At 67.9% G+C, this 26,895-nt stretch carries 25 protein-coding genes and 2 tRNA genes; 15 read left to right on the top strand and 12 right to left on the bottom strand.

Annotation, left to right across the window (positions count from 1 at the left end; translation table 11 throughout):
- The first annotated feature begins 5 nt into the window (after window positions 1-5).
- The 4 genes from QN239_RS22255 to QN239_RS22240 all read left to right on the top strand — a co-directional run bounded on the left by QN239_RS22255 (window position 6) and on the right by QN239_RS22240 (window position 2,581).
- Window positions 6-788, top strand: coding sequence for a fumarylacetoacetate hydrolase family protein (locus tag QN239_RS22255; protein WP_499013625.1), 783 nt, complete (start codon window positions 6-8; stop codon window positions 786-788).
- A gap of 6 nt (window positions 789-794) precedes the next feature.
- Window positions 795-2,255, top strand: coding sequence for a glutamate--tRNA ligase (gltX, locus tag QN239_RS22250; protein WP_499013622.1), 1,461 nt, complete (start codon window positions 795-797; stop codon window positions 2,253-2,255).
- Between the two features lie 115 nt (window positions 2,256-2,370).
- Window positions 2,371-2,445: transfer RNA gene (locus tag QN239_RS22245), tRNA-Gln, on the top strand.
- A 60-nt stretch (window positions 2,446-2,505) separates the two neighbouring features.
- Window positions 2,506-2,581: transfer RNA gene (locus tag QN239_RS22240), tRNA-Glu, on the top strand.
- A gap of 44 nt (window positions 2,582-2,625) precedes the next feature.
- Here the strand turns inward: QN239_RS22240 and QN239_RS22235 are convergent.
- The 3 genes from QN239_RS22235 to QN239_RS22225 all read right to left on the bottom strand — a co-directional run bounded on the left by QN239_RS22235 (window position 2,626) and on the right by QN239_RS22225 (window position 5,997).
- Window positions 2,626-3,822 carry a DUF1501 domain-containing protein gene (locus QN239_RS22235; protein ID WP_499013620.1) on the bottom strand — a complete coding sequence of 399 codons (1,197 nt, stop codon included), beginning with the start codon at window positions 3,820-3,822 and terminating at the stop codon, window positions 2,626-2,628.
- A gap of 10 nt (window positions 3,823-3,832) precedes the next feature.
- Entirely contained in the window at window positions 3,833-5,110 is a 1,278-nt protein-coding gene (locus QN239_RS22230) for a DUF1800 domain-containing protein (RefSeq protein WP_499013617.1), read from the bottom strand.
- A 185-nt stretch (window positions 5,111-5,295) separates the two neighbouring features.
- Window positions 5,296-5,997, bottom strand: a complete 702-nt coding sequence (locus QN239_RS22225) for an IclR family transcriptional regulator (RefSeq protein ID WP_499013615.1) — start codon at window positions 5,995-5,997, stop codon at window positions 5,296-5,298.
- A 77-nt stretch (window positions 5,998-6,074) separates the two neighbouring features.
- Here QN239_RS22225 and leuC point away from each other — a divergent pair, with 77 nt between their 5' ends.
- From leuC to QN239_RS22210, 3 genes are all read left to right on the top strand, one after another.
- A complete protein-coding gene (gene leuC, locus QN239_RS22220) occupies window positions 6,075-7,520 on the top strand; it encodes a 3-isopropylmalate dehydratase large subunit (RefSeq protein ID WP_167158333.1) in 1,446 nt (481 codons plus the stop codon).
- A gap of 14 nt (window positions 7,521-7,534) precedes the next feature.
- Window positions 7,535-8,128 (top strand): 3-isopropylmalate dehydratase small subunit, encoded by a 594-nt coding sequence (gene leuD / locus QN239_RS22215; protein ID WP_090356958.1) that lies wholly within the window; start codon window positions 7,535-7,537, stop codon window positions 8,126-8,128.
- A 202-nt stretch (window positions 8,129-8,330) separates the two neighbouring features.
- Window positions 8,331-9,020, top strand: coding sequence for an HU family DNA-binding protein (locus tag QN239_RS22210; protein WP_167158335.1), 690 nt, complete (start codon window positions 8,331-8,333; stop codon window positions 9,018-9,020).
- Window positions 9,021-9,101: 81 nt separating this feature from the next.
- On the opposite strand, the gene mutT1 is transcribed toward QN239_RS22210, so the two are convergent.
- The 3 genes from mutT1 to cofC are packed head-to-tail and all read right to left on the bottom strand — an operon-like array spanning window position 9,102 to window position 12,948.
- Complete coding sequence (mutT1, locus tag QN239_RS22205; protein ID WP_499013611.1) at window positions 9,102-10,040, bottom strand: 8-oxo-(d)GTP phosphatase MutT1; 939 nt, start codon at window positions 10,038-10,040, stop codon at window positions 9,102-9,104.
- Window positions 10,041-10,085: 45 nt separating this feature from the next.
- Window positions 10,086-12,248 (bottom strand): RNA degradosome polyphosphate kinase, encoded by a 2,163-nt coding sequence (locus QN239_RS22200; RefSeq protein ID WP_499013608.1) that lies wholly within the window; start codon window positions 12,246-12,248, stop codon window positions 10,086-10,088.
- Window positions 12,249-12,294: 46 nt separating this feature from the next.
- On the bottom strand, window positions 12,295-12,948 hold the full coding sequence (gene cofC / locus QN239_RS22195; protein WP_499013606.1) for a 2-phospho-L-lactate guanylyltransferase: 654 nt from the start codon (window positions 12,946-12,948) through the stop codon (window positions 12,295-12,297).
- 46 nt (window positions 12,949-12,994) lie between these two features.
- Between cofC and QN239_RS22190 the strand changes: the two genes are divergently transcribed.
- The 3 genes from QN239_RS22190 to QN239_RS22180 are packed head-to-tail and all read left to right on the top strand — an operon-like array spanning window position 12,995 to window position 16,247.
- Window positions 12,995-13,993: an NAD(P)H-dependent glycerol-3-phosphate dehydrogenase gene (locus tag QN239_RS22190; RefSeq protein ID WP_499013604.1), complete on the top strand. Its 999-nt coding sequence runs from the start codon at window positions 12,995-12,997 to the stop codon at window positions 13,991-13,993.
- 6 nt (window positions 13,994-13,999) lie between these two features.
- Entirely contained in the window at window positions 14,000-15,103 is a 1,104-nt protein-coding gene (locus tag QN239_RS22185; protein WP_499013602.1) for a cystathionine gamma-lyase, read from the top strand.
- 40 nt (window positions 15,104-15,143) lie between these two features.
- The gene (locus QN239_RS22180) at window positions 15,144-16,247 is read left to right on the top strand and encodes a D-alanine--D-alanine ligase family protein (RefSeq protein WP_499013599.1); all 1,104 of its coding nucleotides are present in this window, start codon (window positions 15,144-15,146) and stop codon (window positions 16,245-16,247) included.
- A 48-nt stretch (window positions 16,248-16,295) separates the two neighbouring features.
- Here QN239_RS22180 and QN239_RS22175 read toward each other — a convergent pair whose 3' ends face one another.
- Both QN239_RS22175 and QN239_RS22170 read right to left on the bottom strand, forming a co-directional pair.
- A complete protein-coding gene (locus QN239_RS22175) occupies window positions 16,296-16,841 on the bottom strand; it encodes a DUF3515 domain-containing protein (protein ID WP_499013598.1) in 546 nt (181 codons plus the stop codon).
- Window positions 16,842-16,850: 9 nt separating this feature from the next.
- On the bottom strand, window positions 16,851-17,093 hold the full coding sequence (locus tag QN239_RS22170) for an Lrp/AsnC family transcriptional regulator (RefSeq protein WP_187098927.1): 243 nt from the start codon (window positions 17,091-17,093) through the stop codon (window positions 16,851-16,853).
- A gap of 93 nt (window positions 17,094-17,186) precedes the next feature.
- Here QN239_RS22170 and QN239_RS22165 point away from each other — a divergent pair, with 93 nt between their 5' ends.
- Both QN239_RS22165 and QN239_RS22160 read left to right on the top strand, forming a co-directional pair.
- Window positions 17,187-18,137, top strand: coding sequence for a thiamine-phosphate kinase (locus QN239_RS22165; protein WP_499013597.1), 951 nt, complete (start codon window positions 17,187-17,189; stop codon window positions 18,135-18,137).
- Window positions 18,138-18,164: 27 nt separating this feature from the next.
- Window positions 18,165-18,848 carry a uracil-DNA glycosylase gene (locus QN239_RS22160; RefSeq protein WP_499013596.1) on the top strand — a complete coding sequence of 228 codons (684 nt, stop codon included), beginning with the start codon at window positions 18,165-18,167 and terminating at the stop codon, window positions 18,846-18,848.
- A 126-nt stretch (window positions 18,849-18,974) separates the two neighbouring features.
- Here QN239_RS22160 and rpmB read toward each other — a convergent pair whose 3' ends face one another.
- Window positions 18,975-19,169, bottom strand: coding sequence for a 50S ribosomal protein L28 (gene rpmB, locus QN239_RS22155; RefSeq protein ID WP_090356937.1), 195 nt, complete (start codon window positions 19,167-19,169; stop codon window positions 18,975-18,977).
- Between the two features lie 210 nt (window positions 19,170-19,379).
- Between rpmB and QN239_RS22150 the strand changes: the two genes are divergently transcribed.
- The 3 genes from QN239_RS22150 to QN239_RS22140 are packed head-to-tail and all read left to right on the top strand — an operon-like array spanning window position 19,380 to window position 23,919.
- Window positions 19,380-21,008, top strand: a complete 1,629-nt coding sequence (locus QN239_RS22150) for a fatty acid kinase ATP-binding subunit FakA (protein ID WP_499016925.1) — start codon at window positions 19,380-19,382, stop codon at window positions 21,006-21,008.
- A 2-nt stretch (window positions 21,009-21,010) separates the two neighbouring features.
- Window positions 21,011-23,227, top strand: coding sequence for an ATP-dependent DNA helicase RecG (gene recG / locus QN239_RS22145; protein WP_499013593.1), 2,217 nt, complete (start codon window positions 21,011-21,013; stop codon window positions 23,225-23,227).
- Window positions 23,224-23,919 (top strand): HNH endonuclease family protein, encoded by a 696-nt coding sequence (locus tag QN239_RS22140; RefSeq protein WP_499013590.1) that lies wholly within the window; start codon window positions 23,224-23,226, stop codon window positions 23,917-23,919. The genes recG and QN239_RS22140 overlap by 4 nt, the downstream gene beginning before the upstream one ends.
- A 76-nt stretch (window positions 23,920-23,995) precedes the next feature.
- Here the strand turns inward: QN239_RS22140 and QN239_RS22135 are convergent, their stop codons facing one another.
- From QN239_RS22135 to QN239_RS22125, 3 genes are read right to left on the bottom strand one after another with little or no spacing between them, the layout of a single operon-like run.
- The gene (locus QN239_RS22135; RefSeq protein ID WP_499013588.1) at window positions 23,996-25,102 is read right to left on the bottom strand and encodes a histone deacetylase-like amidohydrolase; all 1,107 of its coding nucleotides are present in this window, start codon (window positions 25,100-25,102) and stop codon (window positions 23,996-23,998) included.
- Complete coding sequence (locus tag QN239_RS22130) at window positions 25,099-26,589, bottom strand: sodium:solute symporter family protein (RefSeq protein ID WP_499013585.1); 1,491 nt, start codon at window positions 26,587-26,589, stop codon at window positions 25,099-25,101. The genes QN239_RS22135 and QN239_RS22130 overlap by 4 nt, the downstream gene beginning before the upstream one ends.
- A 1-nt stretch (window position 26,590) precedes the next feature.
- Window positions 26,591-26,803, bottom strand: a complete 213-nt coding sequence (locus QN239_RS22125; RefSeq protein WP_499013584.1) for a hypothetical protein — start codon at window positions 26,801-26,803, stop codon at window positions 26,591-26,593.
- Window positions 26,804-26,895: the final 92 nt, after the last annotated feature.

Raw genomic sequence — 26,895 nt, 5'->3', positions numbered from 1 at the left:
GACCAATGCGTCTTGGTCGAATCGCCAGTCCCGATGGTGTCGCCTTCGTTGTGATCGAAGGCGACCCCAACTCCGATGCGGTGTGCCGCGAAATAGCCGAGCAGTACCTGTCCCGCAACCCCACCTTCACCGGCCGCAGCTGGCCGTTGGCCGATGTCCGGCTGCTGGCGCCGATCCTGGCCAGCAAGGTGGTCTGCATGGGCAAGAACTACGCCGCCCATGCCCGCGAGATGGGGGGCGAACCGCCGGAGGATCCGGTCATCTTCCTCAAGCCGAACACCGCCATCATCGGGCCGAACGTGCCCATCCAGCTGCCCGCCGACGCCCATCCGGTGCACCACGAGGGTGAGCTCGTGGCGGTCATCGAACGGCCGTGCAAGGACGTACCCGCCGCCAAGGCCGCCGAGTACATCCTCGGCTACACCATCGCCAACGACGTCTCCGCGCGCGATCAGCAGGCCAAGGACGGCCAGTGGATGCGGGCCAAGGGGCACGACACCTTCTGTCCGGTGGGACCGTGGATCGAGACGGCGGTCGACCCGTCGGGGCTGGACCTGCGCACCGAGGTCAACGGAAAGGTGCGCCAGGACAGCAATACCGCGCTGCTGCTGCACGATGTCGGGGAGATCATCGAGTGGGTGTCGGCGGTGATGACACTGCTGCCAGGCGATCTGATCCTGACCGGGACACCGGAGGGTGTCGGCCCCATCGAGGATGGGGACACCGTCAGCATCACCGTCGAGGGTATCGGTACCCTCACCAATCCCGTTGTGCGCAAGCAGAAGTAGAGGCCCATGTCGATTCCGTCCGTACGCGTCCGCTTCTGCCCCTCGCCCACCGGCACCCCACACGTCGGGCTGGTACGCACCGCGCTGTTCAACTGGGCCTACGCCCGGCACACCGGGGGCACCTTCGTATTCCGCATCGAAGACACCGATGCCGCCCGTGACAGCCAGGAGAGTTACGAGGCGATCCTGGATGCGTTGCGCTGGCTGGGCCTGGACTGGGACGAGGGCCCCGAGGTGGGCGGCCCGCACGAGCCCTACCGTCAGTCCCAGCGCGCCGAGATCTATCGCGACGTGATCGCCAAACTCCAGGCTGCCGGCGAGGTGTACGAGGCGTACTCCACTCCCGAGGAGGTGGAGGCGCGCCACCTCGCGGCGGGCCGCAATCCCAAGCTGGGCTATGACAACTTCGACCGCGACCTGACCGATGAGCAGCGTGCCGCGTTCGCGGCGCAGGGCCGTAACCCCGTGCTGCGGTTGCGGATGCCCGACGAAGACCTCACCTGGAACGACCTGGTGCGCGGTCCGGTCAGTTTTCCGGCCGGCTCGGTGCCCGATTTCGCGATCACCCGGGCCACCGGAGATCCGCTGTACACCTTGGTCAATCCGGTCGACGACGCCTTGATGAAGATCACCCACGTGCTGCGCGGCGAGGACATCATGCCCTCGACGCCCCGTCAGATCGCGCTGTACCAGGCGCTGATCCGAATCGGCATCGCCGAGCGGGTTCCCGAGTTCGCGCACTTGCCAAGCGTTCTCGGCGACGGCAACAAGAAGCTGTCCAAGCGCGACCCGCAGTCGAACCTGTTCCTGCACCGGGACCGCGGGTTCCTGCCGGAGGGGTTGCTCAACTACCTGGCGTTGCTGGGCTGGGGCATCGCCGACGATCACGATGTGTTCAGCCTGGCGGAGATGGTGGCCGCGTTCGACGTCGCCAACGTCAACTCCAACCCGGCCCGGTTCGACCAGAAGAAGGCCGACAGCATCAACGCCGAGCACATCCGGCTGCTCACGCCGGAGGATTTCACCGCGCGGCTGAGCGCCTACCTGGCCGCGCACGGTCACTCCACCGGCCTCGACGAGGCGGGTTTCGCGGAAGCGGCGGCGCTGGTGCAGACGCGGATCGTGGTGCTCGGCGATGCCTGGGACCTGTTGAAGTTCTTCGACGATGACTCCTACGCCCTGGACGAGAAGGCGGCCGCCAAGGAACTCGGGCCGGATGCCGCGCCGGTGCTGGACGCGGCTCTGACGGCCCTGACGGCCGTGGGGGAGTGGACCACGCCGAACATCGAGGCGGCACTGAAGACGGCGCTTCTGGAGGGTCTTGAGCTCAAGCCGAGGAAGGCCTTCGGCCCGATCCGGGTGGCGATCACCGGTGCGACGGTCAGCCCGCCGCTGTTCGAGTCGATGGAACTACTCGGTGCCGAGCGCAGTCTGGCCAGGTTGCGGGCGGTACGGGGTGGGGTGTGAAAACCGGCCCGGAATCTTTGGTAGTCTGCTCGTCGGCCCGGAAAGTGAAAGCGGGATGACCCCCGCCGAGTGATCCGGTCCAATATGCCCGTGACCAGCGGTGATGGGCATATATTGGGGTATGGTGTAATTGGCAACACTAGGGATTCTGATTCCCTCATTCTAGGTTCGAGTCCTGGTACCCCAGCCAATCCGGCGATTAGGTCAGCACAAGCTCCTCGGCTATGCTTTCTCACCGGATTAAGTTCTAGCCCCCGTCGTCTAGCGGCCTAGGACGCCGCCCTCTCACGGCGGTAGCGTGGGTTCGAATCCCATCGGGGGTACCACCAGAGGTCCCGGGACTCATACGAGAGTCCCGGGACCTTTTTCGTCAGAGGAACCCGATGCTCTTGCGCCCGGGGCCCACCGACGGTTCCGGATCACTCGCGAGCGTCTTGCTGAGCAACTCGTGATAGATGTCACGGAAATCGGTCGTGGTCTTCAGGTCCCCGTCGGCCAGATCGGTCAGGCTGGGCTCGTCGCCGTAGAAGCCGCCCTTGACCCGGGGGCCGGCGATGAACACCGGGCCGGAAGTGCCGTGGTCGGTGCCCTGGGACGCGTTGGCCTCGACGCGCCTGCCGAACTCCGAATACACCATCACCACCACATTGCGGCCGCGCTCGCTGCGCCGCATCTGCTTCAGGAAGGGCGCCAGCGCCGAGTCGAGGGCCGTCAGCAGGTGCTGATGGTCATCGCGCTCGTTGGCATGGGTGTCGAAACCCCCGAGCGTCACCATGTACACCTGGGTCGGCACGCCGGAGTGCACACACGTGGCCACCAGATCGAGATCCTCGGCCAACTGCTTGCCGGCATCATCGATGGCGTCCGGGGACGGGCTGTCGGTGAAGCTGCTGAACGTCGAATCCGTTGTGGCGCAGTCCCGATAGTTCGCCCGCACCGCCGCCATCGAGGGGGTGTCGTGGGAGTCCGCGGAGCTCAAGGCGCTCAGGGTGCCGGCGACATCGGTGGGGATTCGCGGAATTTTCACCGAAAGTCCTGTGGCGACGTGCTTCTCGCCGATGGCCAGCGGCGGCAGCACCGATCCGACGTTGACCGCCCGCAGCGGGTCGTCGCCCCCTGCGTCGAGCCAGCGCCCGATCCAGCCCGTCGACACGGGTGCGTCCGGCGAGGCGGTCTGCCAGATGTCCATGGAGCGGAAGTGGCTGCGGTCCTGTTTCGGATACCCGGCCCCGCGCACGATCGCGAGCTCCTTGCTGTCCCAGATGTCCTTGAGGCCGGATAACGCCGGGTTCAGGTGCAGGTGCCCGTCCAGGTCGAGTGTCTCGTGCGGTGCGAAGGAGAGGTCGCGGCGGGCGTCGTGATAGGCGTTGTCGTTGACGGGAATCACGGTGTTGATCCCGTCGTTGCCGCCGTAGAGCGTGACGATCACCAGGATGCCGCTGTCCTTGGCGAGTGGGCGCTGCTGTCCCTGATCGAGCAGGTGCGGCAGCGTGACGGCGGTCCCGGCGAGCAGGCCGGCGGCGCCCACACTGGCGATCAGGAAGTTGCGGCGATTGAGCTCGGGCATCGGTATCTCGCTAGGACGTCAGGTATTCGGGCGTGTTGACGGCAGCGGCGACCAGCCGGACCGGGTTGTCGTGCAGCGGTTTCAGGGCGGCGGCGGTGCTGTCGGACCAGGCGCCGATGCCCAGCAGATAGCCGGCTGCGTCGACGCGGTCGGTCGGAGCGGCCTCTTGGACCACCGAGATGTCACCCATCGGGACGAACTTGTCGGCGGCCCACACCCGGGCGGCGGTACTGGTGCTCGACAGCCACACCTGGCCCCGTGGCCAGCCGCCGACATCGTAAGGAAAGAACGGTCGCTGGCCCATGACGGTGAGGACGACGTTGGTGCCCGCGACGGCGTCGGGACTGCCCAACGGCACGGCCAGCGAGCGCAGCATTCCGACGAGCCACTCGATCGGTTGGGTGACCATACTTCCGGCGCTCGCCGTGAACGCGGGGTCGAGGAAGACGGCTTTGGTGAGCGCCTTCAGATCCCGGTTCGGTCCGTAGGCCCCCACCAGGCGGTCCAGCACGTCGGGCGGAGCGGGAGTATCGGAGGCCAGCAGACGCCAGAGCTTTCCCGCCACGAAGCCGGGTGAGCCCGGCTGGCTGAGCACGATGTCGCAGAAAGCGGTGTCGTCGTGGTTTCCGGTGACGCCGAACACCGTTTTCGCGGCGGTGTCGTGGTTTTCCGGTGCGATGACGGTCTGTGCACCCGGGATGACATAGCGGCCGGTGAGGGCGCGGGCACCCTCCTTCACATCCGCCTCGGTATAGCCGTTGTTGTGGCCGAGCGTGAACAGCTCCATGAACTCCCGCGACAAGTTCTCGTTCGGCGCGGCCTTGGTGTTGCGCACGGCGTCGAGCCACAGCGCCATCGCCGCGTCGATGAGCATCGCGTAGGCCAGCTCACGGAAGTCGCCGAGTTTGAGGGTGCGCAGCTTCTGGTTCTGCGCCGCCATGAGTTCGGCGGCGAGCACCTTCTCGGCCGAGGTGGCGAAGTGGTTGTGCCAGACCAGGGTCAACTTCTCGTGGATGGGCTCCTGCACGGCGGCCATCCGCCGGGTCCACCAGGCGCCCAGATCCAGCATCTGGCCGGACAGCACCTTGATGAACTCGGTGCGCACCGGTAGGGGTGCGCTGTCGGGCGGGATCGGTGGTGTGACCGGCGCCGGTATGGGGGTGGCCAGTGCACCCGGATCGGAGTCCGGGTCCATGTTCAGGGCCTTGTCCAGATAGACCGACCAGTCCTGTCCGACGACGGCGTCGATCTGGGGACCGGACGCGCCGAAACCGGCCCGGCGCAGCATGCGTGCCGTGGCGAGCCATTGGGGTGACTGCGAAGCCGTGGTACCTCCTCGGGCCGAACTCGGCGGCCGTCTCTCAAGGAAGGATAGAGCCAATCACGCGTTTGCTAAAGTCGCGGCCCAACTGTGCAGGTTCACAGCTTTTTTGGAGCGAACGGTGTTTGCCCGATTCGGCAGTGCCCGGTGGTTCACAGCCGCCGGGTCAGCGCCTCGGAGGCGGCCAACAGATCGGCAGCCCAACGGGCTCCCGGGCGGCGACCCATCCGATCGATCGGCCCCGACACCGACACCGCGGCGATCACCGCGCCGCGGCCGTCGCGCACCGGTGCCGAGACACTGGCGACCCCGGGTTCGCGTTCGGCCGCACTCTGCGCCCAGCCGCGCTTGCGGACTTCGGCAAGGGTGCGCTCGGTGAATATCGCCGACGGCAGCACCGCCTGCTGGGTCGCCGTATCGCTGAAGGCGAGCAGCACTTTGGCGCCGGATCCGGCGGTCATCGGCAACCGGGTGCCGATCGGCACGGTGTCCCGCAGCCCGGCCGGCGGCTCCAGCGCGGCCACGCACACCCGTGCGGTGCCCTCGCGTCGATACAGTTGCACGCTCTCGCCGGTGATCTCGCGCAGGCGAGGCAGCACCGCGGCGCCCGCGGCCACCAAGGGGTCGTTGACATGTCCGGCGAGTTCGGTCAGGGCCGGGCCGAGTCGCCACCGGCCTTCCGGGTCGCGGGCCAGCAGACGATGTACTTCGAGGCCGGCGGCCAGACGGTGTGCGGTGGCTCGCGGCAACCCGGTCCGCTCGCACAGTTCGGCAAGGCCGCAGGGTGATTCGGCCACCGTGTGCAGCACGCCCACCGCTTTGTCGAGGACGCCGATGCCGCTATCCTGTCTCATAGGGAGATACTAGCGTTCCGTATCGTGAGATAGCCAGCCCGTCACGGCAGGACGCCCCAACACGAATCGAGACTGTCATGGAGCAGACCACGAAGCCGAAGACCCTGGCCGAAAAGGTGTGGGACGACCACGTTGTGGTGCCCGGCCCCGGCGAGGGAGCGGCCAAGGAACCCGACCTCATCTACATCGATCTGCATCTGGTGCACGAAGTCACCAGCCCGCAGGCGTTCGACGGTCTGCGGCTCGCGGGGCGCCCGGTGCGCCGGCCGGATCTGACGATCGCCACCGAGGACCACAACGTACCGACCATCGACATCGACAAGCCGATCGCCGATCCGGTGTCACGCACCCAGGTGGAGACGCTGCGGCGCAACTGCGAGGAGTTCGGTATCCGGTTGCACCCGATGGGCGATGTCGAACAGGGCATCGTGCACATCATCGGTCCGCAGCTGGGTCTGACACAGCCCGGTATGACGGTGGTGTGCGGTGACAGTCATACCTCCACCCACGGTGCGTTCGGTGCGATCGCCATGGGCATCGGCACATCGGAGGTCGAGCATGTGCTGGCCACCCAGACGCTTCCGCTCAAACCTTTCAAGACCATGGCGGTCAACGTCGACGGTGTGTTGCCCCCCGGCGTGAGCGCGAAAGACATCATCCTGGCGGTCATCGCGAAGATCGGTACCGGTGGCGGACAGGGGCATGTCATCGAATACCGGGGTAGCGCCATCGAATCGCTGTCGATGGAGGGCCGGATGACGATCTGCAACATGAGTATCGAAGCCGGTGCGCGGGCGGGCATGGTCGCACCCGACGAGACCACCTACGAGTTCCTCAAGGGTCGTCCGCACGCCCCGACCGGTGCCGACTGGGATGCCGCGGTGGCGGCCTGGAGTCGGTTACACACCGACGAGGGCGCCGAATTCGACACCGAGGTGTACCTGGATGCCTCGACGCTCAGCCCGTTCGTCACCTGGGGTACCAACCCCGGGCAGGGCGTTCCGCTGTCGGCCACCGTGCCGGACCCCGAGCTGATGTCGGGTGACGATGAGCGTCAGGCCGCGGAAAAGGCATTGGAATACATGGGCCTTCGGGCGGGTACCCCGATGCGCGAGGTGGCCGTGGACACCGTGTTCGTCGGATCGTGCACCAACGGGCGCATCGAGGATCTGCGGGTGGTGGCCGAGATCCTGGACGGCCGCCGGGTCGCCGACGGGGTGCGCATGCTCGTCGTCCCGGGATCCATGCGGGTGCGCGCACAAGCCGAATCCGAAGGCCTGGGGGCGATCTTCACCGCCGCCGGCGCCGAGTGGCGGCAGGCGGGCTGTTCGATGTGTCTGGGCATGAATCCCGATCAGCTCGCGCCGGGGGAGCGTTGCGCATCCACCTCCAACCGAAATTTCGAAGGCCGTCAAGGTAAGGGCGGGCGCACCCATCTGGTGTCGCCGGCCGTCGCCGCCGCCACCGCCGTTCGCGGCACCCTGTCCTCACCCGCCGATCTGCCTGCCGCGCAGAGCCGCTAGAAGGAGATTTCGTCATGCACGCTTTCACCACTCATACGGGAATCGGCGTTCCGCTGCGGCGGTCCAATGTGGACACCGATCAGATCATTCCGGCGGTATATCTGAAGCGGGTCACCCGAACGGGTTTCGAGGACGGTTTGTTCGCCGCCTGGCGCAATGATCCGTCCTTCATCCTGAACCTGGCGCCCTTCGACAAGGGTTCGGTATTGGTGGCCGGCCCCGATTTCGGCACCGGCTCGTCACGGGAACACGCGGTCTGGGCGCTGATGGATTACGGGTTCCGGGTCGTGATCTCGCCCCGATTCGCCGATATCTTCCGCGGCAATGCGGGCAAGGCGGGTCTGTTGGCGGCCGAAGTCACACACGATGACGTCGAACTCCTGTGGAAACTGATCGAGCAGAATCCCGGGCTGGAAATCACTGTGAATCTTCAAGATCGGAATATCACCGCCGGAACGGTCCTGCTGCCGTTCAAGATTGACGACTACACGGCCTGGCGGCTACTCGAGGGACTCGACGATATAGGCCTTACGCTGCGGAAACAGGCTGAAATCTCGGCCTTCGAGCAGGGCCGTCCGAGTTTCAAACCGACCACTCTGCCGGTCTGAAATCGGGCCTCCCGGGGGCCCAAATCCCGCCCGGCAACCACATTCTCGGACGCCCGTACCACCGCTCAAGTGGGGCAACCGAATCCAGAAATTTTTCACAGCTATGCCTGAAACTGCGCGTGGCTCTTGGAAATCTGCAGCATGTGGGTTTACCGTGTCCTCTAGTCGGTCCAGAGTGGACCACTGACTTCGGAGGGTTTGCATGAACAAAGCAGAGCTCATCGACGCACTCACAGCCAAGTTGGACACCGATCGTCGACAGGCTACTGCGGCGGTTGAGAACATCGTCGACACGATTGTGCGGGCTGTGCACAAGGGTGAGAGCGTCACCATCACAGGCTTCGGCGTTTTCGAACAGCGTCGGCGCGCCGCACGCGTGGCGCGTAACCCGCGCACCGGCGAGACCGTCAAGGTGAAGCCGACCTCGGTTCCGGCCTTCCGTCCGGGTGCGCAGTTCAAGGCGGTTGTCGCTGGCGCGCAGAAGCTCCCGGCCGACGGCCCGGCCGTGAAGCGCGGTGTGGCTGCGGCTCCCGCCAAGCGGACTGCGGCCAAGAAGGCTGCTCCGGCTGCCAAGAAGGCTCCGGCCAAGAAGGCCGCTCCGGTCAAGAAGGCCGTGGCGACCAAGGCTGCTCCGGCTGCCAAGAAGGCTCCGGCCAAGAAGGCTGCCCCGGTCAAGAAGGCCGTGGCGACCAAGGCTGCTCCGGCTGCCAAGAAGGCTCCGGCCAAGAAGGCCGCTCCGGTGAAGAAGGCCGTCGCGGTGAAGAAGGCTGCTCCGGTGAAGAAGGCCGCTCCGGTCAAGAAGGCCGCTCCGGTCAAGAAGGTCGTCGCCAAGGCTCCGGCCAAGAAGGCTCCGGCCAAGAAGGCTGCTCCGGTCAAGCGCGGCCGCAAGTAGCGAGAACTTCTCTCAACACGACAACGCCGTGGATCCTCGCGATCCACGGCGTTTTCGCGTCCGTGTGTCTAGTCTGAGACCTCAGTCATCGCTGGCGAGCGGGCTGCTGATATGGTCGGCGGCCACCAAGCGTTCGTCGGCCAGGGACAGGACCCAGGTGCTGCCTTTGCGATTCCGTGATTTGTCCGGTTTGACGCCATCGCGCTCGCACCACCATGCGATCAGGTCCGGGATCACCTTGCCCTGGGTGCAGATCACCGGAATGCCGCCGGCAGCGGAGGACTCGTTGGCGATCTCCAGCACGCGGGAGCGGCCGGGGCCGCGGCGGTCGCTGTAGGCCTCCTCGGTGAGTGTCGGCTCGTCGTCGACCGGCACACCGAGTTCCTCGGCCAGGGGAGTGAGTGTCTGATGACAACGGGTCCGCGGCGCGGCGAAAAGGCGATCGCCGCCGAAGGCAAGCAACTGTCCCACCAGGGATTCGGCCTGTGCGCGACCGTGCTTGTCCAGCGGGCGCTCCCGGTCGTCGCCCTTGTACCGGGACCGCCGGCCCGCCCGCCCGTGCCGGACGATCAGCACCGTGCTGGTGTGCGCCGGCACTTTGGTGAAGCGTCGCAGCACCTTCCGGTCATGGGGGTAGTGCAGGCGTTCCAGTGCCTCGGCGGCCGGAAGCCAGAGCAGTTGATCGACCTCATCATTGGGGATGAATTCCCCGTCGAGGGTGCGCGCCGCCCAGTACTGCACCTTCTTGGTGTCCTCGACCACCGGGTAGGTCACCGCGGCGAGCCGCCGGCCGAGTTGACAGGCGTACCCGGTCTCTTCGAGGATCTCCCGCACGGCGGTCACCGGTTCCGTCTCACCCGGGTCGACCTTGCCCTTGGGCAGTGACCAGTCGTCGTAGCGGGGCCGGTGCACGACGGCGACCTCGACCGAGGGCACACCGTCGGTGCGCACACCGCTTTCCCGCCACAGCACCGCGCCCGCCGCGTAGATCGTCGTCGGGCGGGTCACCGTGTTCTGCACATCAACTCCTGTGGTTCGTGCGGCGACCGGCGCGAGAGGAATCCGTCAGGGATGTCGATGACGTTCCATCATCGACACCTGATGGTCGCGCACGGTCTGACCTTCGAGTGGCATTGCCGTCCAGTGACCGTCGGCACGCAGTTCCCAGCATCGGGTGGCCGGATCCATTGCGGACTCGAAGATGTCATCGAGCTGCGCGGTGAGCCGGGGATCCTTCACCTGGGCCATGACCTCGACACGGCGGTCGAGATTACGATGCATCATGTCGGCGCTGCCGATCCAGAACTCGTTGATGGCATTGAAGTGAATAATTCGCGAGTGCTCCAGGAACCGCCCCAGGATCGACCGGACGACGATGTTCTCGGAGAAGCCGGGAACGCCCGGCTTGAGCGCGCAGATTCCACGCACCACGACCTCCACGTGCACACCGGCCTGCGAGGCGCGGTACAGCGCATCGATCACCTGCTCGTCGACGAGTGCGTTGGCCTTCATGCGAATTCGGCCCCGGGCGCCGTCCCGGGTCGCGGCGATCTCTCGCTCGATCCGCTCGATGATGCCTCTGCGCACGCCGAACGGCGCGACCAACAGGTTGCGGTAGGACTCCTTGCGTGAGTACCCGGTCAGCGAGTTGAACAGATCCGTCAGATCGGCGCCGACCTCGGGGGAGGCGGTGAGCAGGCCGACATCCTCGTACAGCCGCGCGGTTTTCGGGTTGTAGTTGCCGGTACCGATATGGCAATACCGCCTTATTGCCGAGCCCTCGCGCCGTACCACCAGCGCCGTCTTGCAATGGGTCTTGAGCCCGATCAGGCCGTACACCACGTGCACACCGGCCTGTTCCAGCTTCCTGGCCCACTTGATGTTGGCCTGCTCGTCGAAGCGCGCCTTGATCTCGACGAGCGCCACCACCTGCTTGCCGGCCTCGGCGGCATCGATGAGCGCGTTGACGATCGGCGAATCGCCGGAGGTGCGGTACAGCGTCTGCTTGATGGCGAGCACATTGGGATCAGCGGCCGCCTGTTCGATGAACCGCTGCACAGTGGTGGAGAACGAATCGTAAGGATGATGCACCAGGACGTCGCCGTCGCGCAGCGTGGAGAAGATGCTCTTGGGCGTCTCCCGCTCGCCGAAAGCCGGTGGTGTGGCGGGCACGAACGGGCGGTCCTTCAGGTCGGGCCGGTCCACGCCGTAGATCTGCCACAGCGAGGACAGATCCAGCAGACCGGACACCTGGATCACATCGCCGGGATGGACGTCGAGTTCGCGTAGCAGCAGTTCGAGCATGTTCTCGGTCATGTCGTCGGCCACCTCGAGGCGCACCGGTGAGCCGAATCGACGCCGGGCCAGTTCCCGCTCGAGGGCTTGCAGCAGATCCTCGTCGCGGTCCTCGGCCACCTCGAAGTCGGCATTGCGGGTGATCCGGAAGGCGTGGTGCTCGACGATGTCCAGCCCGGGGAACAGCACCGGGAGGAACGCCGCGATGAGTGATTCCAGCGGCAGGAAGCGGACCGGCCCGGCCGTGCCGTCGTCCAATTCCCGGGCGGGCAGTTCGACGAAGCGGTCGACGTTGTCGGGCACCTTGATTCGCGCGAAGTGCTGGGTGCCGTCATCGGGCTGGCGCACCGTGATCGCGAGATTGAGACTCAGACCGCTCACGAACGGGAAGGGATGTGCGGGGTCGACGGCCAGTGGAGTGAGGACCGGGAAGACCTGTTCGTGGAAGTAGGTCGACAACCGGTCGCGCTCGTGCTCGTCGAGATCGTTCCAGGTGACGATGATGATGCCCTGCTCGGCGAGTCCGCGCCGCACCGACTCGAGGAAGACGTGGGCGTGTCTGCTGGCGAGCTGCTGGGTACGTTCCCCGATTCGGCGCAACTGCTCACGAGGGGACAGGCCGTCGGCGGAGCGCACCGACAATCCCATCTCGTCGCGGCGCTTGAGGCCCGCGACCCGAACCATATAGAACTCATCGAGATTCGAAGAGAAGATGGCGAGGAACTTGGCGCGCTCCAACAGCGGTAGCGAGCTGTCGGCGGCCAGCGCCAGCACCCGGGCGTTGAAATCCAGCCAGCTCAGTTCGCGGTTGAGGTAGCGATCCTCGGGCAGGGCGTCCGCGGGCGAATCCGCGGTCGCCGCGGGCGGCGCGTCGGGGGTGTTCTCGGGTGACGTCCACTCGGCGTCGGCGGGTCGCGTGTCGGCTTCGGTCATGTACCGATCATTGCGCATCGCCACGGCGCATTCCAGTGCGGCGCGACTAACAGTCGGTGCCCGTACACGCCAGCTTGCCGATCACCCGGCTGGTGGCCGGGCCGACGCCGAGGCGCAACGCCGCGGCGAGATCATCGGGGGTGTCGATATCGCAGCGTAGGCCCGGCCAATCGCCGGTGAGTTCGACCGCACCCGAATCTGCGTGGCGGCGTGCGGAATCCGTGCCGAACCGCGGGTCGAGCGGTGCGCCGAAGGCGAACAGTGCGGAGGTGCCGGTGCCGTGGCGATCGCCGACGAAGCTGCGCCGGTGCGCTGCCGCCGCGGTGATGGCATCGCTCAGCTCGTCGGTGCGCAGTGCCGGCAGGTCACCCTGAAGGATCATCATCGCCTTTGTCGCACTGGACCTTTCGGCGGCTGCCAGGGCATTGTTGAGCGGGTCGAGATGGCCGTCGGGGGTGGGATCGGCGAGTGCCTGGGCGCCGAGTTCGACGGCGGCGGCGGCCGCCGCCGGGTCCGGTGTCACCACCGTGATCGAACTCACCGCGGGCACCGCTGCCGCCGACGAGATGGTGTCGGCCAGCATGGCGAGCACCAGACGCTCACGCGCCGCCGCCGACAGCACCGGCGCCAGCCGGGTCTTGGCGGCGTTGAGCCGCTTGACCGCGATCACCAGGCCCACCTGTGTCCCCACCCCCGCCATCCTGCCAGCCGGCCGGCGCACGGGGGTGATCGCGCTAGGGTGAAGCGTGGTCGAAGCCGCGGTGATGGGTGCCGGTGCATGGGGAACAGCGCTGGCGAAGGTGCTTGCCGATGCCGGTAACGGCGTGACGTTGTGGACGCGCCGTCCCGAGCTCGCCGAGGAGATCAACGCGACCCACCGCAATCCGTTCTACCTCGGGGACACGTTGCTGCCGGAGAGCATCCGGGCCACCTGCGATCCGGCCGAGGCGCTCGACGGTGCCTGCACGGTGCTGCTGGGGGTGCCGTCGCAGACGCTGCGGGCCAATCTCGAGCACTGGAAGCACCTGATCGGTGCCGACGCCACGCTGGTGAGCCTGGCCAAGGGCATCGAGTTGGACACGCTCATGCGGATGAGTCAGGTGGTGGTGCAGGTCACCGGTGCCGACCCGGCGCGGGTCGCGGTGGTGTCCGGGCCCAACTTGGCCAAAGAGGTCGCCGACGGGCAACCGGCGGCCACGGTGGTCGCCTGCAGCGACTCCGGCCGGGCGGTGGCCCTGCAACGTGCCCTGTCCACGCCGTACTTCCGGCCGTATACCAATGCCGATGTGGTGGGCGCCGAGATCGGCGGCGCCTGTAAGAACGTCATCGCGCTGGCCTGCGGCATGGCCGCGGGTGTCGGGCTGGGGGAGAACACCTCGGCCGCGATCATCACCCGGGGTCTGGCCGAGATCATGCGGCTGGGAATCGCGTTGGGCGCCAAAGGCGCCACCCTGGCCGGGCTGGCCGGTGTCGGTGACCTGGTCGCCACGTGCACATCGCCGCGGTCGCGCAATCGCACCTTCGGGGAGCGTCTCGGGCTGGGCGGTTCGATGGAATCCGCGCTGGCGGCCGCCGAAGGGCACGTCGCCGAGGGGGTGACCTCGTGCCGGTCGGTGCTCGCACTCGCGTCCAGCTATGACGTGGAGATGCCGCTCACCGATGCCGTCCACCAGGTCTGCCACCGCGGGTTGTCCGTCACCGACGCCGTCATGCTGCTGCTCGGGCGCAGCACCAAACCGGAGTAGGCCGGCATGGGCGGGACATACGGGGATTCCACCCGAACGGTCAAAGTCGTTGGCGGCCATGCGAGTCCGGGTGCTCCGATCGCACCCGCGCCGGTTCCGGCCTCGGCCTACCACCTGGCGGCCGACGAATCCGGGGATCTGGACACCTATGGTCGGGTGTCGAATCCGACCTGGCGTCAACTGGAATCGGCGTTGGCGGAGTTGGAAGGCGCGTCCGCCGCGCTGACCTACGGCTCCGGGATGGGTGCCATCACCTCGGTGCTGCGGGTGCTGACCGGGCCGCAGACCACGCTCGTGGTGCCGGCCGACGGCTACTATCAGGTCCGCCGGTACGCGGCCGAATACCTTGCCCGGCAAGGGGTCAACGTTGTCGAAGCGACCGCGGCGCAGATGTGCGATGCGGCCGAAGGGGCCGATGTGGTGCTGGCCGAGACACCGGTGAACCCCACGCTGGATGTGGTCGATCTGCACCGCCTGGCCACCATCTGCCGGGGCCGCCGGAGCACTCTGGTGGTGGACAACACCGCCGCGACACCGTTGGGTCTGCAACCGCTGTCGCTGGGCGCGGACCTCGTGGTCGCCAGCGCCACCAAGGCGCTGTCGGGGCACAGCGACCTCTTGGCGGGGTACGTGGCCGGATGCAACGACGAGCTGATGGCCCGGATCGAGCGGGATCGGCTGCTGTCCGGGCCGGTGCTCGGGCCGTTCGAGGCGTGGTTGGTGTTGCGCAGTCTGGGCACCGCGGGTCTGCGGATCGAACGGCAGTGCCGCAACGCCGCGGCGGTGGCCCTGATGCTGCGCGATCACCCCGCCGTCCGGTCGGTGCGCTATCCCGGCCTGCCCGGTGACCCCTCGCATCGGGTCGCGGCCGAACAGATGAAGCGCTTCGGCGGTCTGGTGGCCGTCGAACTCGAGGACGCGGCGGCCGTCCACGCCCTGGTCGAGCGCAGCTCGCTGTTGGTGGCGGCGACGAGCTTCGGCGGCATCCACACCTGCGTGGACCGCCGGGCCCGCTGGGGTGACCCGGTCGGCGAGGGCTTCGCGCGGCTGTCGCTGGGTATCGAGGACACCGACGACATCGTCGCCGATATCGAGAGCGCGCTGGGCTGAAACTCCCCGCCGCGGCGCCAGCCGGTAACGTCTCCTGATTGTGAGTGCCCGTATCCGCGTCGCCGTCGTTTACGGCGGACGCAGCTCTGAGCACGCGATCTCGTGTGTGTCGGCCGGCAGTATCCTGCGCAACCTCGACCCGGAACGGTTCGAGGTGGTCGCCGTCGGGATCACGCCCGAGGGATCCTGGGTGCTCACCGACGGCCGCCCGGAGACCCTGGCCATCACCGACGGCACGCTGCCCGAGGTGACCGGAGCCTCCGGAACCGCCCTGGCGCTGCCCGCCGATCCGCTCCGCCGGGGTGAGCTGCTGTCCCTGGACGAGTCCGCCGGTGACCTGCTGGCCGCCGTCGACGTCGTCTTCCCGGTGCTGCACGGTCCCTACGGCGAGGACGGCACCATCCAGGGGCTGCTGGAACTGGCGGGGGTGCCCTATGTCGGCGCCGGGGTCCTGGCGAGTGCGGCCGGTATGGACAAGGAGTTCACCAAGAAGCTGCTGGCCGCCGAAGGCCTGCCGATCGGTGACCAGGTGGTGCTGCGCGCACACCACGCCACGCTGGAGCTGGAGGACCGGGAACGACTGGGCCTGCCGGTGTTCGTGAAGCCGGCGCGCGGCGGGTCGTCCATCGGCGTCAGCCGCGTGACGGCGTGGGACCAGCTTCCCGCGGCCATCGCCCACGCACGCACGCATGACCCCAAGGTGATCGTCGAGGCCGCGGTGCCCGGCCGCGAGCTCGAATGCGGGGTGCTGGAGTTCCCCGACGGCCACCTGGAGGCCAGCACGGTGGGCGAGATCCGGGTGGCCGGTGTGCGTGGCCGTGAGGACGGCTTCTACGACTTCGCCACGAAGTACCTGGAGGACGCCGCGGAACTCGACGTGCCGGCCAAGGTCGACGACACCGTCGCCGAAGAGATCCGGCAGCTGTCGATGCGGGCCTTCCGCGCCATCGACTGCCAGGGCCTGGCCCGGGTCGACTTCTTCCTCACCGAGCAGGGGCCCGTGATCAACGAGATCAACACGATGCCCGGGTTCACCACCATCTCGATGTACCCGCGGATGTGGGCGGCCAGCGGCGTGGACTATCCCACCCTGTTGGCGACGATGGTCGAGACGGCCGTCGCCCGCGGTACCGGCCTGCGCTAGCGCGGCGGGGCGCTGTTGAGCCTCAGGCCGGCGGGCCACTGTTGAGCCTCAGGCCGGCGGGCCGGGATTCAGCGGCTGCGCCGGCATCACCTGCGCGATCGTGCGTGACATCAGCTGGATCGGCGTGGGTCCCGACCCCTGCGGCAGCGTCAGCGCCACGTAGGTCCCGCGGTCGACCGCGAACCAGGTGCTCGAGCCGTCACCTTTGACCTCGAACCAACTCACCTCGTCGACCACCTGCAGCGGCGCCCCCACCACGAAATCGGCGGGCCGGTCCAGTCCGCAGCGCAGGATCACCGGTTCGGTGTTCGCGGACTCCTGCTGCCAGGCGGCGGCACCCGCGGGCACCGGCTCGACGGCCACGGCGCGGTGGTAGTCACCGAGTTGGTCGGGCAGGCTCGCGAGCAGCGCCGCGCACTGCGGTCCGTCGGCGGCCGGGGCCGGGGCGGCGGCGATCGCCACCGGACGGGGAGCCGGATCGGTCTGGCGGATGGCGGCGAGGCTGAGCAGCACGACCACTGCGGCCAGCGCGACACCGGCCGCCGCGATGATCAGGCCCCGGGGCGGACCGTCCTGGATATCGGGATCGGGCACCCCGCAACTCTATGGGGCGGCCCCGTCGGCGATCGGGCAGGTCAGGGTGCGGGTGATACCGGTCACCTGCTGCACCTGTGCGGCAACACCGTCATGCAGTTCGGCCATGGTGGCGGCGCCGATCCTGGCGACCACGTCGTACGGCCCGGTGACGTACTCGGCGGAGAGCACCCCGGGCAATCCGGCAAGTTGTTTGGCGACGACCTCGGCACGGCCCACCTCGGTTTGAATCAGCATGAAAGCCTCCACCACCGGGTGTCCCCTCCATTCCAGTACATAGACTCGGCGTCGCAGGGACCAAACGTACCGCAGGTCGCGTGACTGTTCAGGGTGGAGACAGGTGAGATGACGGACAGGGAGCCCACCCTGGCGCAGGTCGGGGAGTTCACCGTCATCGACCGGATCGTGGCGGGACGTGCGCAACCGCCGTCGGTGGCCCTGGGCCCCGGCGACGACGCGGCGATCGTGCTGGCCGGCGACGGCCGCACCGTGGTGTCGACCGACATGCTGGTGCAGGACCGGCACTTTCGGCTGGACTGGTCCACGCCGTACGACATCGGCCGCAAGGCGATCGCCCAGAATGCCGCCGATGCCGAGGCGATGGGCGCCACCCCGACGGCGTTCGTGGTGGCATTGGGGGCCCCCAAGGAGACGCCGGCCGCGGCGGCGGTCGCCATGAGCGACGGGATGTGGGCCGAGGCCGCGAAGTTCGGCGCCGGGATCGTCGGCGGCGATCTGGTGAGTGCACCGCTGTGGGTCGTCTCGGTGACCGTCCTGGGTGACCTCGGTGGTCGCGAACCCGTACGCCGGGATACCGCACGGCCCGGTGACATCGTGGCGGTCATCGGCGAGCTCGGCCGCTCGGCGGCCGGGTATGCGTTGTGGCTCAAGGGAATCTGCGAGCCGGCCGAATTGCGCCGGCGGCATCTGGTGCCGGAGCCGCCGTACGGGCAGGGTGCGGCTGCCGCGCGGGCCGGCGCCAGCGCGATGACCGACGTGTCCGACGGGCTGGCCGCTGATCTGGGGCATATCGCGGCGGCCTCCGGGGTGCGCATCGACCTGTCCGGGCAGGCGCTGCGAGCCGACCACGACGCGCTGGCCCCGGTGGCCGCCGGCACCGGCGACGACGCGTGGGACTGGGTGCTCGGCGGCGGTGAGGACCATGCGCTGGTGGCCACCTTCGCCGGGGCGCCGCCACCTGGCTGGCGCACGATCGGGCGTGTGCTCGACGGCGCCGCCGGCGTGGACCTCGACGGTGAGCCGTGGCGTGGAAGCGCGGGCTGGCAGTCGTTCTGAACGCGAGACACGCTAGTTTGGGCGTTCGTGACACCACGCCCTCTGACCGAACTCGTCGAACCGGGATGGGCGCGCGCGCTCGAGCCGGTGGCCCCGCAGATCACGGCACTCGGGGAATTCCTGCGTGAGGAACTGGCCGCCGGACACCGTTATCTGCCGGCCGGCGAGAACGTCTTGCGGGCGTTCACCTTTCCCTTCGAGGCCGTGCGGGTGCTCATCGTCGGCCAGGATCCTTACCCGACGCCGGGGCATGCCGTGGGTCTGAGCTTCTCGGTGGCACCCGATGTCCGCCCGGTACCGCGCAGTCTGGGCAACATCTTCAACGAGTACAGCACCGACCTGGGGCACCCGGTACCCGCGACCGGTGATCTCACCCCGTGGGCGCAGCGGGGCGTGATGCTGCTCAACAGGGTGCTCACGGTGCGGCCGGGCAGTCCGGCCTCACACCGCGGAAAGGGCTGGGAGGCGGTCACCGAACGGGCGATCCGGGCCCTGGTGGCCCGGCCGCAGCCGCTCGTCGCGGTGTTGTGGGGACGCGATGCCGCCACCCTCAAGCCGATGCTGGCCGAGGGTGACTGTGCGGTGATCGAGTCGGTGCACCCGTCGCCGCTGTCGGCGTCCCGCGGATTCTTCGGCTCCCGGCCGTTCAGCAGGACCAACGAGCTGCTGACCGGGCTGGGTGCCGATCCCATCGATTGGCGTCTGCCGTGAGGCCAGGGCGAGCGAAGCGACGGGGTATTTTGCCAGGGCGAGCGAAGCGACGGGGTATGAGGCAGGCACGCAAATAGGCCGGCGGACCGAAGTCCACCGGCCTATCGACGCGGAGTGCGGCCTAGATCAGCCGCGGGCGACCTTGCCCGCCTTGAGGCAGGAGGTGCACACGTTCAGGCGCTGCTTGTTGCCACCCGGACGGGCGACGGCACGCACGGTCTGGATGTTCGGATCCCAGCGACGGTTGGTCCGACGATGCGAGTGCGACACCGACTTGCCGAAGCCGGGGCCCTTCGCGCAGATATCGCACACGGCAGCCATATCGAGAACTCCTTGTATCAGTACTTGGGGGGTCTGGATGCTGCGCCGCCAAAGCGTCGCGAGTCGACCCGACAACCTGACCAGGATACCGGCCGGGGTGACGGATCGCCAAAACGTTCCACAACCTGTGCAGCAGCGCGCCGGATTGTCGGGTGCGGTGGCTAGGCTGGCGCGGTCTGAACGTGCGTCAGTGGAGGTGAGGTGGCCGAGATTTCGGGAGTTCGGCTCGACGCGGCCGGCCTGCGGGATTGGGCGCACCACGCCGTCGGGCACCTGATCACCCATACCGACGAGATCAACGGCCTCAACGTCTTCCCGGTGGCGGATTCCGACACCGGGACGAACATGCTGTTCACCATGCGGGCCGCGGTGGTCTGGGCCGACGACCGGATCGGCCAGGACATAGTCACCGGGGCCACCGGAGTCGCCGGTGTGGCCGCAGCACTGTCCGACGGCGCCCTGCACGGGGCCCGCGGCAACTCCGGGGTGATCCTCTCGCAGATTCTGCGAGGCCTCGCCGAGGTCACCGCCGGGCTCGGCCTCGCCGAGATCGACGGACCGGGGTTGGCCGAGGCGCTGCGCCGCGCCGAGGGGTTGGTCGTCGCCTCGATGGGCCAGGAGGTGCCCGGCACCATCGTGTCGGTGTTGCAGGCCGCCGCGGGCGCCGCCGAGGACGCGGCCGCGTCGGGCGCCGAGGTGGGCGTGGTCGTGGCATCGGCCGCCGACGCGGCGGCGATCGCACTGGAGAAGACCCCCGACCAACTCGACGTGCTGGCCGAGGCGGGCGTCGTGGATGCCGGCGGCCGGGGTCTGCTGGTGCTGCTGGATGCCATGACCATGACCCTCACCGGCACCGCGCCACGGCGGCAGCGGTACGAACCGGCGACCCCGCCCGTCGAGGTCTCCGCCGGGTCGGCCACTCCCCGGTTCGAGGTGATGTATCTGCTCAGCGGATGCGGCCAGGGCGATGTCGACAGACTGCGCGGTGCACTGGACGAGCTGGGGGATTCGGTGGCCATCGCCGCGGCCGCCTCCAGCGGGGCCGCCGGCAGCCATTCGGTGCACGTGCACACCGACGATGCCGGGGCGGCCGTGGAGGCGGGGCTGGCGGCCGGCGTGCTCAGCCGGATCCAGATCGCCGCGCTGACCGGGGCCCACCCGAATGCGCACCGGAGCCGGGACCGCGCGGTGCTCGCGGTGGTCGACGGTGACGGCGCCGACGAACTGTTCGCCGGTGAGGGCGCCCGGGTGTTACGGCCCGACGACGGCGCGCCGATCAGCGCCCAGCGGTTGCTCCGGGCGCTCGTCGAGGCCGATGCCGAACAGGTGATGTTGTTGCCCAACGGCTTTGTCGCCGCTGAGGAACTCGTCGCCGGCTGCACCGCGGCCACCGGCTGGGGTATCGACGTGGTGCCGGTGCCGGCCGCATCGATGGTGCAGGGTCTGGCCGCGTTGGCGGTGCACGACGCGGGCCGCCAGACCGTCGATGACGGATACGCCATGGCGCGGGCCGCGGCGGGCGCCAGGCACGGTGCGGTGCGGGTGGCCACGGAGTCGGCGCTGACGTGGGCGGGTGCGTGCAAACCCGGCGACGGTCTCGGCATCACCGGTGACGAGGTGCTCATCGTCGCCCACGATATCGGCTCGGCTGCAACGGGTTTGGTTGATCTGCTGCTGGCGTCCGGCGGCGAACTGGTGACCGTCCTGATCGGTGCGGGGATCGACGACGCGGTGGGTGAGCAGTTGCGCAGGCATGTGCACGAGCGACATCTCGGTGCCGAGGTGATCAGTTACCGCACCGACCACCATGGGGACGCACTGCTGATCGGGGTGGAGTAACGGTGGTCGCACTGGGCGAACGGCTGGTCAACGTGCTGGGGGCCAAGGCCGCCGACAAGCTGGAGGAGGCGTTCGGACTCCGCACCGTCAACGACCTGTTACGTCATTTCCCGCGTAAGTACAGCGACGGCATGTCGGTCAGCGGGGAGGGTGAGGAACTCGAGCTTACCGAGGGCGACCATGTCACCCTCGTCGACGTCATCACCGACGCGGTGGCCAAACCGATGCGGCGCCAGCCGGGTAAGCGGCAGCGGATGTACCTGCGGGTGACACTGGGCAACCGCCGTCCCGAGGTGACCGCGACCTTCTTCAATGCCGATTACCTGATCAAGGATCTGGTGCCGGGCACCCGGCTGATGATGTCGGGGGAGGTCAAATTCTTCCGCCAGACAGTGCAGTTGGACCATCCGGCCTTCCTGGTCCTCGACTCGCCGAGCGGGCGCACCATCGGCACCAAGTCGCTGAAGTCGATCGCCGACGCCTCCGCGGGGGATGACCTGCTGGCGGCCTTCGAGCGTGACTTCTTCCCGATCTATCCCGCAACGGCGAAAGTGCAGAGCTGGGATGTCTACGGGTGCGTGCGCCAGGTGCTCGACGTGCTCGATCCGGTCCCCGAAGTCCTCCCGGAAGCGATTGTGCGGCAATGGGATCTGATCTCCGAGGACCAGGCGTTGCGGGCGATTCACCTGGCGGAGAACGCGGTCGAACGCACGCGGGCCCAGGAACGGCTGGCGATCGACGAGGCCGTCGGCCTGCAATGGGCGCTGGTGTCCCGGCGCTACAGCGAGCTCGGTGAGACCGGTCCGGCCGCCCCGAAGCGAGATGACGGGTTGGCCGGGGCGCTCTTGCGGCAGTTGCCGTTCGAGCTGACCGGCGGCCAGCGTGAGGTGCTCGAGGTCATCTCCGCCGACCTCGCCGAGGCCCGCCCGATGAACCGGATGCTCCAAGGTGAGGTCGGCTCCGGTAAGACCATCGTGTCGGTGCTGGCGATGTTGCAGGTGGTCGACGCGGGTTACCAGTGCGCGCTGCTGGCCCCCACCGAAGTCCTTGCGGTGCAGCACGCCCGCTCGGTGCGGTCGGTGCTCGGACCGCTGGCGACGGCCGGCGAACTCGGCGCCCCCGAGGGTGCCACCCGGGTCGCGCTGCTGACCGGGTCGATGTCGCCGCAGCAGAAGCGTCAGGTCCGCGATGAGATCGCCACCGGCGCGGCGGGCATCGTGATCGGCACCCACGCCCTCATCCAGGAGTCGGTGGAGTTCCATCAGCTCGGCATGGTGGTCGTCGACGAACAGCACAGGTTTGGTGTCGAACAGCGAGACCGACTGCGGGCCAAGGCAACCGGTGGGATCACTCCGCATCTGCTGGTCATGACGGCCACGCCGATCCCGCGCACCATCGCACTGACCGTGTTCGGCGACCTGGAAACCTCGGTGTTGCGTGAGCTGCCCCGCGGCCGTCAGCCGATCACCACCAACGCGGTGTTCACCACCGACAAACCCGCCTGGCTGGATCGGGTGTGGGCGCGCATCGTGGAGGAGGTGGCCGCCGGCCGGCAGGCCTACGTGGTGGCCTCCCGCATCGACGAGTCCGACAAATCGGAGAACGAGCAGGGGCCGCCGCCCATCACCGTGCTGCAACTGCTGGAGTTCCTGCGCAACGGCCCGCTGTCTGCACTGCGGCTGGGGCTGATGCACGGCCGGCTGCCCGCCGACGAGAAGGACGCGGTGATGAGTGCGTTCCGGGCGGGCCAGATCGACGTGCTGGTCTGCACCACCGTCATCGAGGTCGGGGTGGATGTGCCCAATGCCACCGTCATGGTGGTGATGGACGCCGAGCGATTCGGGATCAGCCAATTGCACCAGCTGCGCGGACGGATCGGCCGCGGCGAGCATCCGAGCCTGTGCCTGTTGGTGTCCAGGACGAAGGAATCGACCAAGGCCGCCGACCGGCTGCGTGCGGTGGCCGGCACGCTCGACGGTTTCGCCCTTGCCGATCTGGATCTGCAGGAGCGCCGTGAGGGAGATGTGCTGGGCTACAGCCAGTCCGGCAGGCGAATGACCCTGCGGTTTCTGTCCCTGGCCGACCACCAGCACATCATCGAGGCGGCCCGGGAGTTCTGTCAGGCTGCCTACCAGGACAATCCGCGCCAACCCGGGCTCGACGTCCTGGCCGCGCAGTTCACCGACACCGAACGAGTGCAGTACCTGGACATGTCGTGAGACGGCTGTGGCCGCTGGCGGCCGGGGTGGTGCTCGCGGTCATCGTCGCGGTGCAGGTGCTCACCCAGACCGACGCGGGCAGGCTCGCGCATGCCGATATCCCCACCGTCGCAGCGGGTGTGGACATCCTGTCGGGGATCCCCGAGATCCCGGCGCGGGTCCGGGGTAACGACTATCGCCGCGCGGCGTTCGGCGATGCCTGGGATGACCTCAACGACGCTCCGGGTGGGCACAACGGGTGCGATACCCGCAATGACATCCTCAACCGCGACCTGGTCGACAAGACCTACGTGGCGATCAAGCGCTGCCCCCAGGCGGTGGCCACCGGCACGCTGCACGACCCGTACACCGACAACGCGATCGCGTTCGTGCGCGGCAATCAGGTCGGTGCGGCGGTGCAGATCGACCACATCGTGCCGTTGGCGCTGGCCTGGGATCTGGGTGCGCGGAACTGGACGGATGCGCTGCGGCTGCGCTTCGCCAACGACCCGGCCAATCTGATCGCCGTTGAGGGGCAGGCCAATCAGGACAAGAGCGATGCCGAACCCGCGCGCTGGATGCCGGCCAATCATGCGTTCTGGTGTCAGTACGCGGTGCAGTTCGCCGCCGTGCTGCGCGGCTATGGACTACCGGTCGACATGCCCTCGGCTGCGGTGCTGCGGGATGCGGCTGCCACCTGCCCGAAGATCTGAGCCAGTGCGCCAGTCGCGCCCACTCCCGTGTTCTGCTGTCAGTACGTGGTTCAGTTCAACGCCATGCCGCGTGGCACTACATGCGTAACGCGCCGGCGATCACGGCGGCCTGCTCGATCACCGCGCTCTGCCACGGCTGCAACAGGTGCGCGGGTGAGGAGTCGAAGCTCTGTGCAAACGGATCCGGTACCCCGCTCTCGTGCCCGGTGAGCGCTTCGAGCACCGCCAGTCCGCAGAACGGCACGTGCACCGGCGAGTAACCGCCCTCGTGCGAGAAGACGATCTTGCCGCCGCACACGGTGCCGGCCAACTCGACCAGCAGCGCGGCGATGTTCTTGAAGCCACCGGAGGTGACCGTCATGCAGCCCAGCGGATCGACGGGGCTGGGGTCGAATCCGCTCGATACGAAGATGATCTCGGGTTCGAACGCCGTGATGGCTGGGATGGCGACACGCTCGATTGCGCCGATGTACGCCCCGTTGCCGGAGCCGGCCGGCAGCGGCACGTTGATGTTGGTGCCGTTGCCGGTATCGGTGACCGATCCGGTGTCCTGCGGGAAGAGCCGATCCTGGTGCAGCGAGATCGTGAGGACGGCGTCGTCGTCCCAGTAGATGGATTCGGCACCGTTGCCGTGGTGCACGTCATAGTCGACGATGGCCGCTCGCCGCACACCGAGGTGGTGGCGTACGTATTCGATTGCGACGCAGACATTGGAGAACAAGCAGTAGCCCATACCCATGTCCCGGCGGGCATGGTGTCCGGGGGGACGGACCAGCGCGTAGGCGTTGTCCACCGCCCCGGTGAGCACAGCTTCGGCGGCGGCGATGGTGCCGCCGGCGGCCAGCCGGGCGATGTCGTAGGACCCCGGTCCGAATGGGGTGTACCCGTCCCCGCCGTCACCACCGCGGTCGGCACTGTCGCGTTCGACGCGGTCCACGTAGCCGGAGTCGTGCACCCTCAGCAGGTCCGCGCGCGATGCCAGCCGCGGCTTGATCCGGACCAATTCGTCGATCATTCCCGAGACTTCCACCAGTCCAGCCATTCTGGACTTAGATTCGGCGCTCTCGAACGTCATGTGCGGCTGGTTGAAGCCACCGGCGGGCGCGATCCCGACATGGGTGCCGGTGTCGTGCCAGGCGTAGCGCTCGTGCCAGATGTAGCCGGTCCTGCGTTGTGCGGTCATTGTTCCTGAACCATTTCCGGGGCGTGGAGTGAGTCGAAAAGCCGGTCGACCCTGAGCTTTTCGTCAGGTGAGGAGGGCAGTAGGTAGGACACGCCGACATAGACGGCGAAGTTGACGGCCAGCGCGGCGATACCCGAGGTCAGGCCGCCGAGAGGCGGGATGGCGATCGGATACATCAGTTGCAGTGCGCAGGCGGTCGCGAAGCCCAGCACCATGGCCGAGCAGGCCGCCACCGCGTTGCCGCGCCGCCAGAAGATGCCGAGCAGCACCGTCGGCGCCAACTGCACGATGCCTTGATAGGAGATCTGGGCCAGGACCACCATGCCGGAGGACAGCGCGTCGGTGGTGGCCGCCGCCACCGCACCGGCCACCAACGTCAGGATGCCGACGGCGATCTTGCCGGTGCGGGCATCCTCGACACGAGCGCCGCGGGTGACGCCCACGATGTCGTTGGCCACCTGGGCGCCGAGCGCCTGCAGGTTCGCCCCGACATTGCCCATGGTCGCAGCCAGCACGCACAGCCCAGCCAAGGTGAGAATCACCGGTCCACCCACTGCAGCGGCGAGAAACCACACCTCGTCACGCGCATCGGAGACCCCGGGCAGCGTGGAGGCAGCCATGGCCAGCAGGCACAGCGAGGAGCCGAAGATCAGCAGCAGCGGTGAGGCCAGCACGGCAGCTCGCTTGATGGTGCGGGTGCTGTTGGAGGCGAATAGCCGCACGAAGATGTCCGGCCAGCACCAGCCTCCGAGGGTGCCCGTGGCGATCAGGGCGAACAGGTACAGCGGTCCGTCGTCGCTGCCCGGGCCCGGCAGCGTGAAGAACGCGGGTGGCACCTCAGCGAAACCGTGGCCGTTGGTCACCAGCCAGGTGAGCAGGCCGACGATGAGCGCCGTGCCGACCAGGTAGGCGAGGATGCCCTGCACCAGGTCGCCGGTGACCAGGCCGCGCGCGCCGAGCCGCACCGTCCACCATTGCCGCAGCATCAGTACGGCGATGCCGATCAGGGTGGCCGCGGCCGCGGGCACCGCACCGAAGGACAGGTAGCTGAACACCAGCGTCAGCGACTGCATGCCGAGCACGATCCATGGGAACGACGCGATGACACCGATGACCGCGGCGACGACCCGCACCGTGGTGGATCCATAGCGAAGCCCCAGCAAGTCGGCCTGGGTGCGTAGGTCGAACTGCTTGCCCCACCGGTGAACCGGCTTGGCCAACAGGAACATCAGCACCACGGCCAGGATCGAGTAGGAGACGAAATAGAAGCCGATGGCACCCGCGCTGGCCGCATAGCCCGCGAAGGCGATGAAGATGGTGCCGGGCAGCCAGGTGTTGACGAACGCCATGGCCGAGAAGACCGGGCCGAAAGATCTTCCCGCGGTGGCATATTCGCTGAAGCTGGTGCTGCCTTTGGTCCGTTCGAGCACCACGAACAGAATCCCGAGGAAGGCGATGACGCCGCCGTACCCGATGAGGATGTTCATGTCAGTCCTCGCCGGCGGAGCTGTCCAGGACGTACATGATCGGCAGGGAGATCACCGCGATGAGGGAGGTGATCAGGAAGTACCACACCGCGCCGTGCCCGAGGACCCAAGTCAGGGGTGGGAACTGCAGCAGCACGAAATCGAGGGTGGCGATCGCGATGATGATCTTCGCTCGCCGGGTCTTCGGGGGGCGCACGGCGCCGTGGGACATCATGTCTGCCTCCTTGTGCCGGAACGTTCCGGCATTCGTTGAGACTGGTGGCCCGAGGCGCCGGTGTCAAGTGCAGCGCTCGAAATCGTCGCCTG

The organism is Mycolicibacterium sp. Y3, assembly GCF_051188035.1.
GTDB lineage: Bacteria > Actinomycetota > Actinomycetes > Mycobacteriales > Mycobacteriaceae > Mycobacterium > Mycobacterium fluoranthenivorans.
Note: the sequence above shows the minus strand (reverse complement) of the source record. Positions and strands in the feature narration are given on the sequence as shown.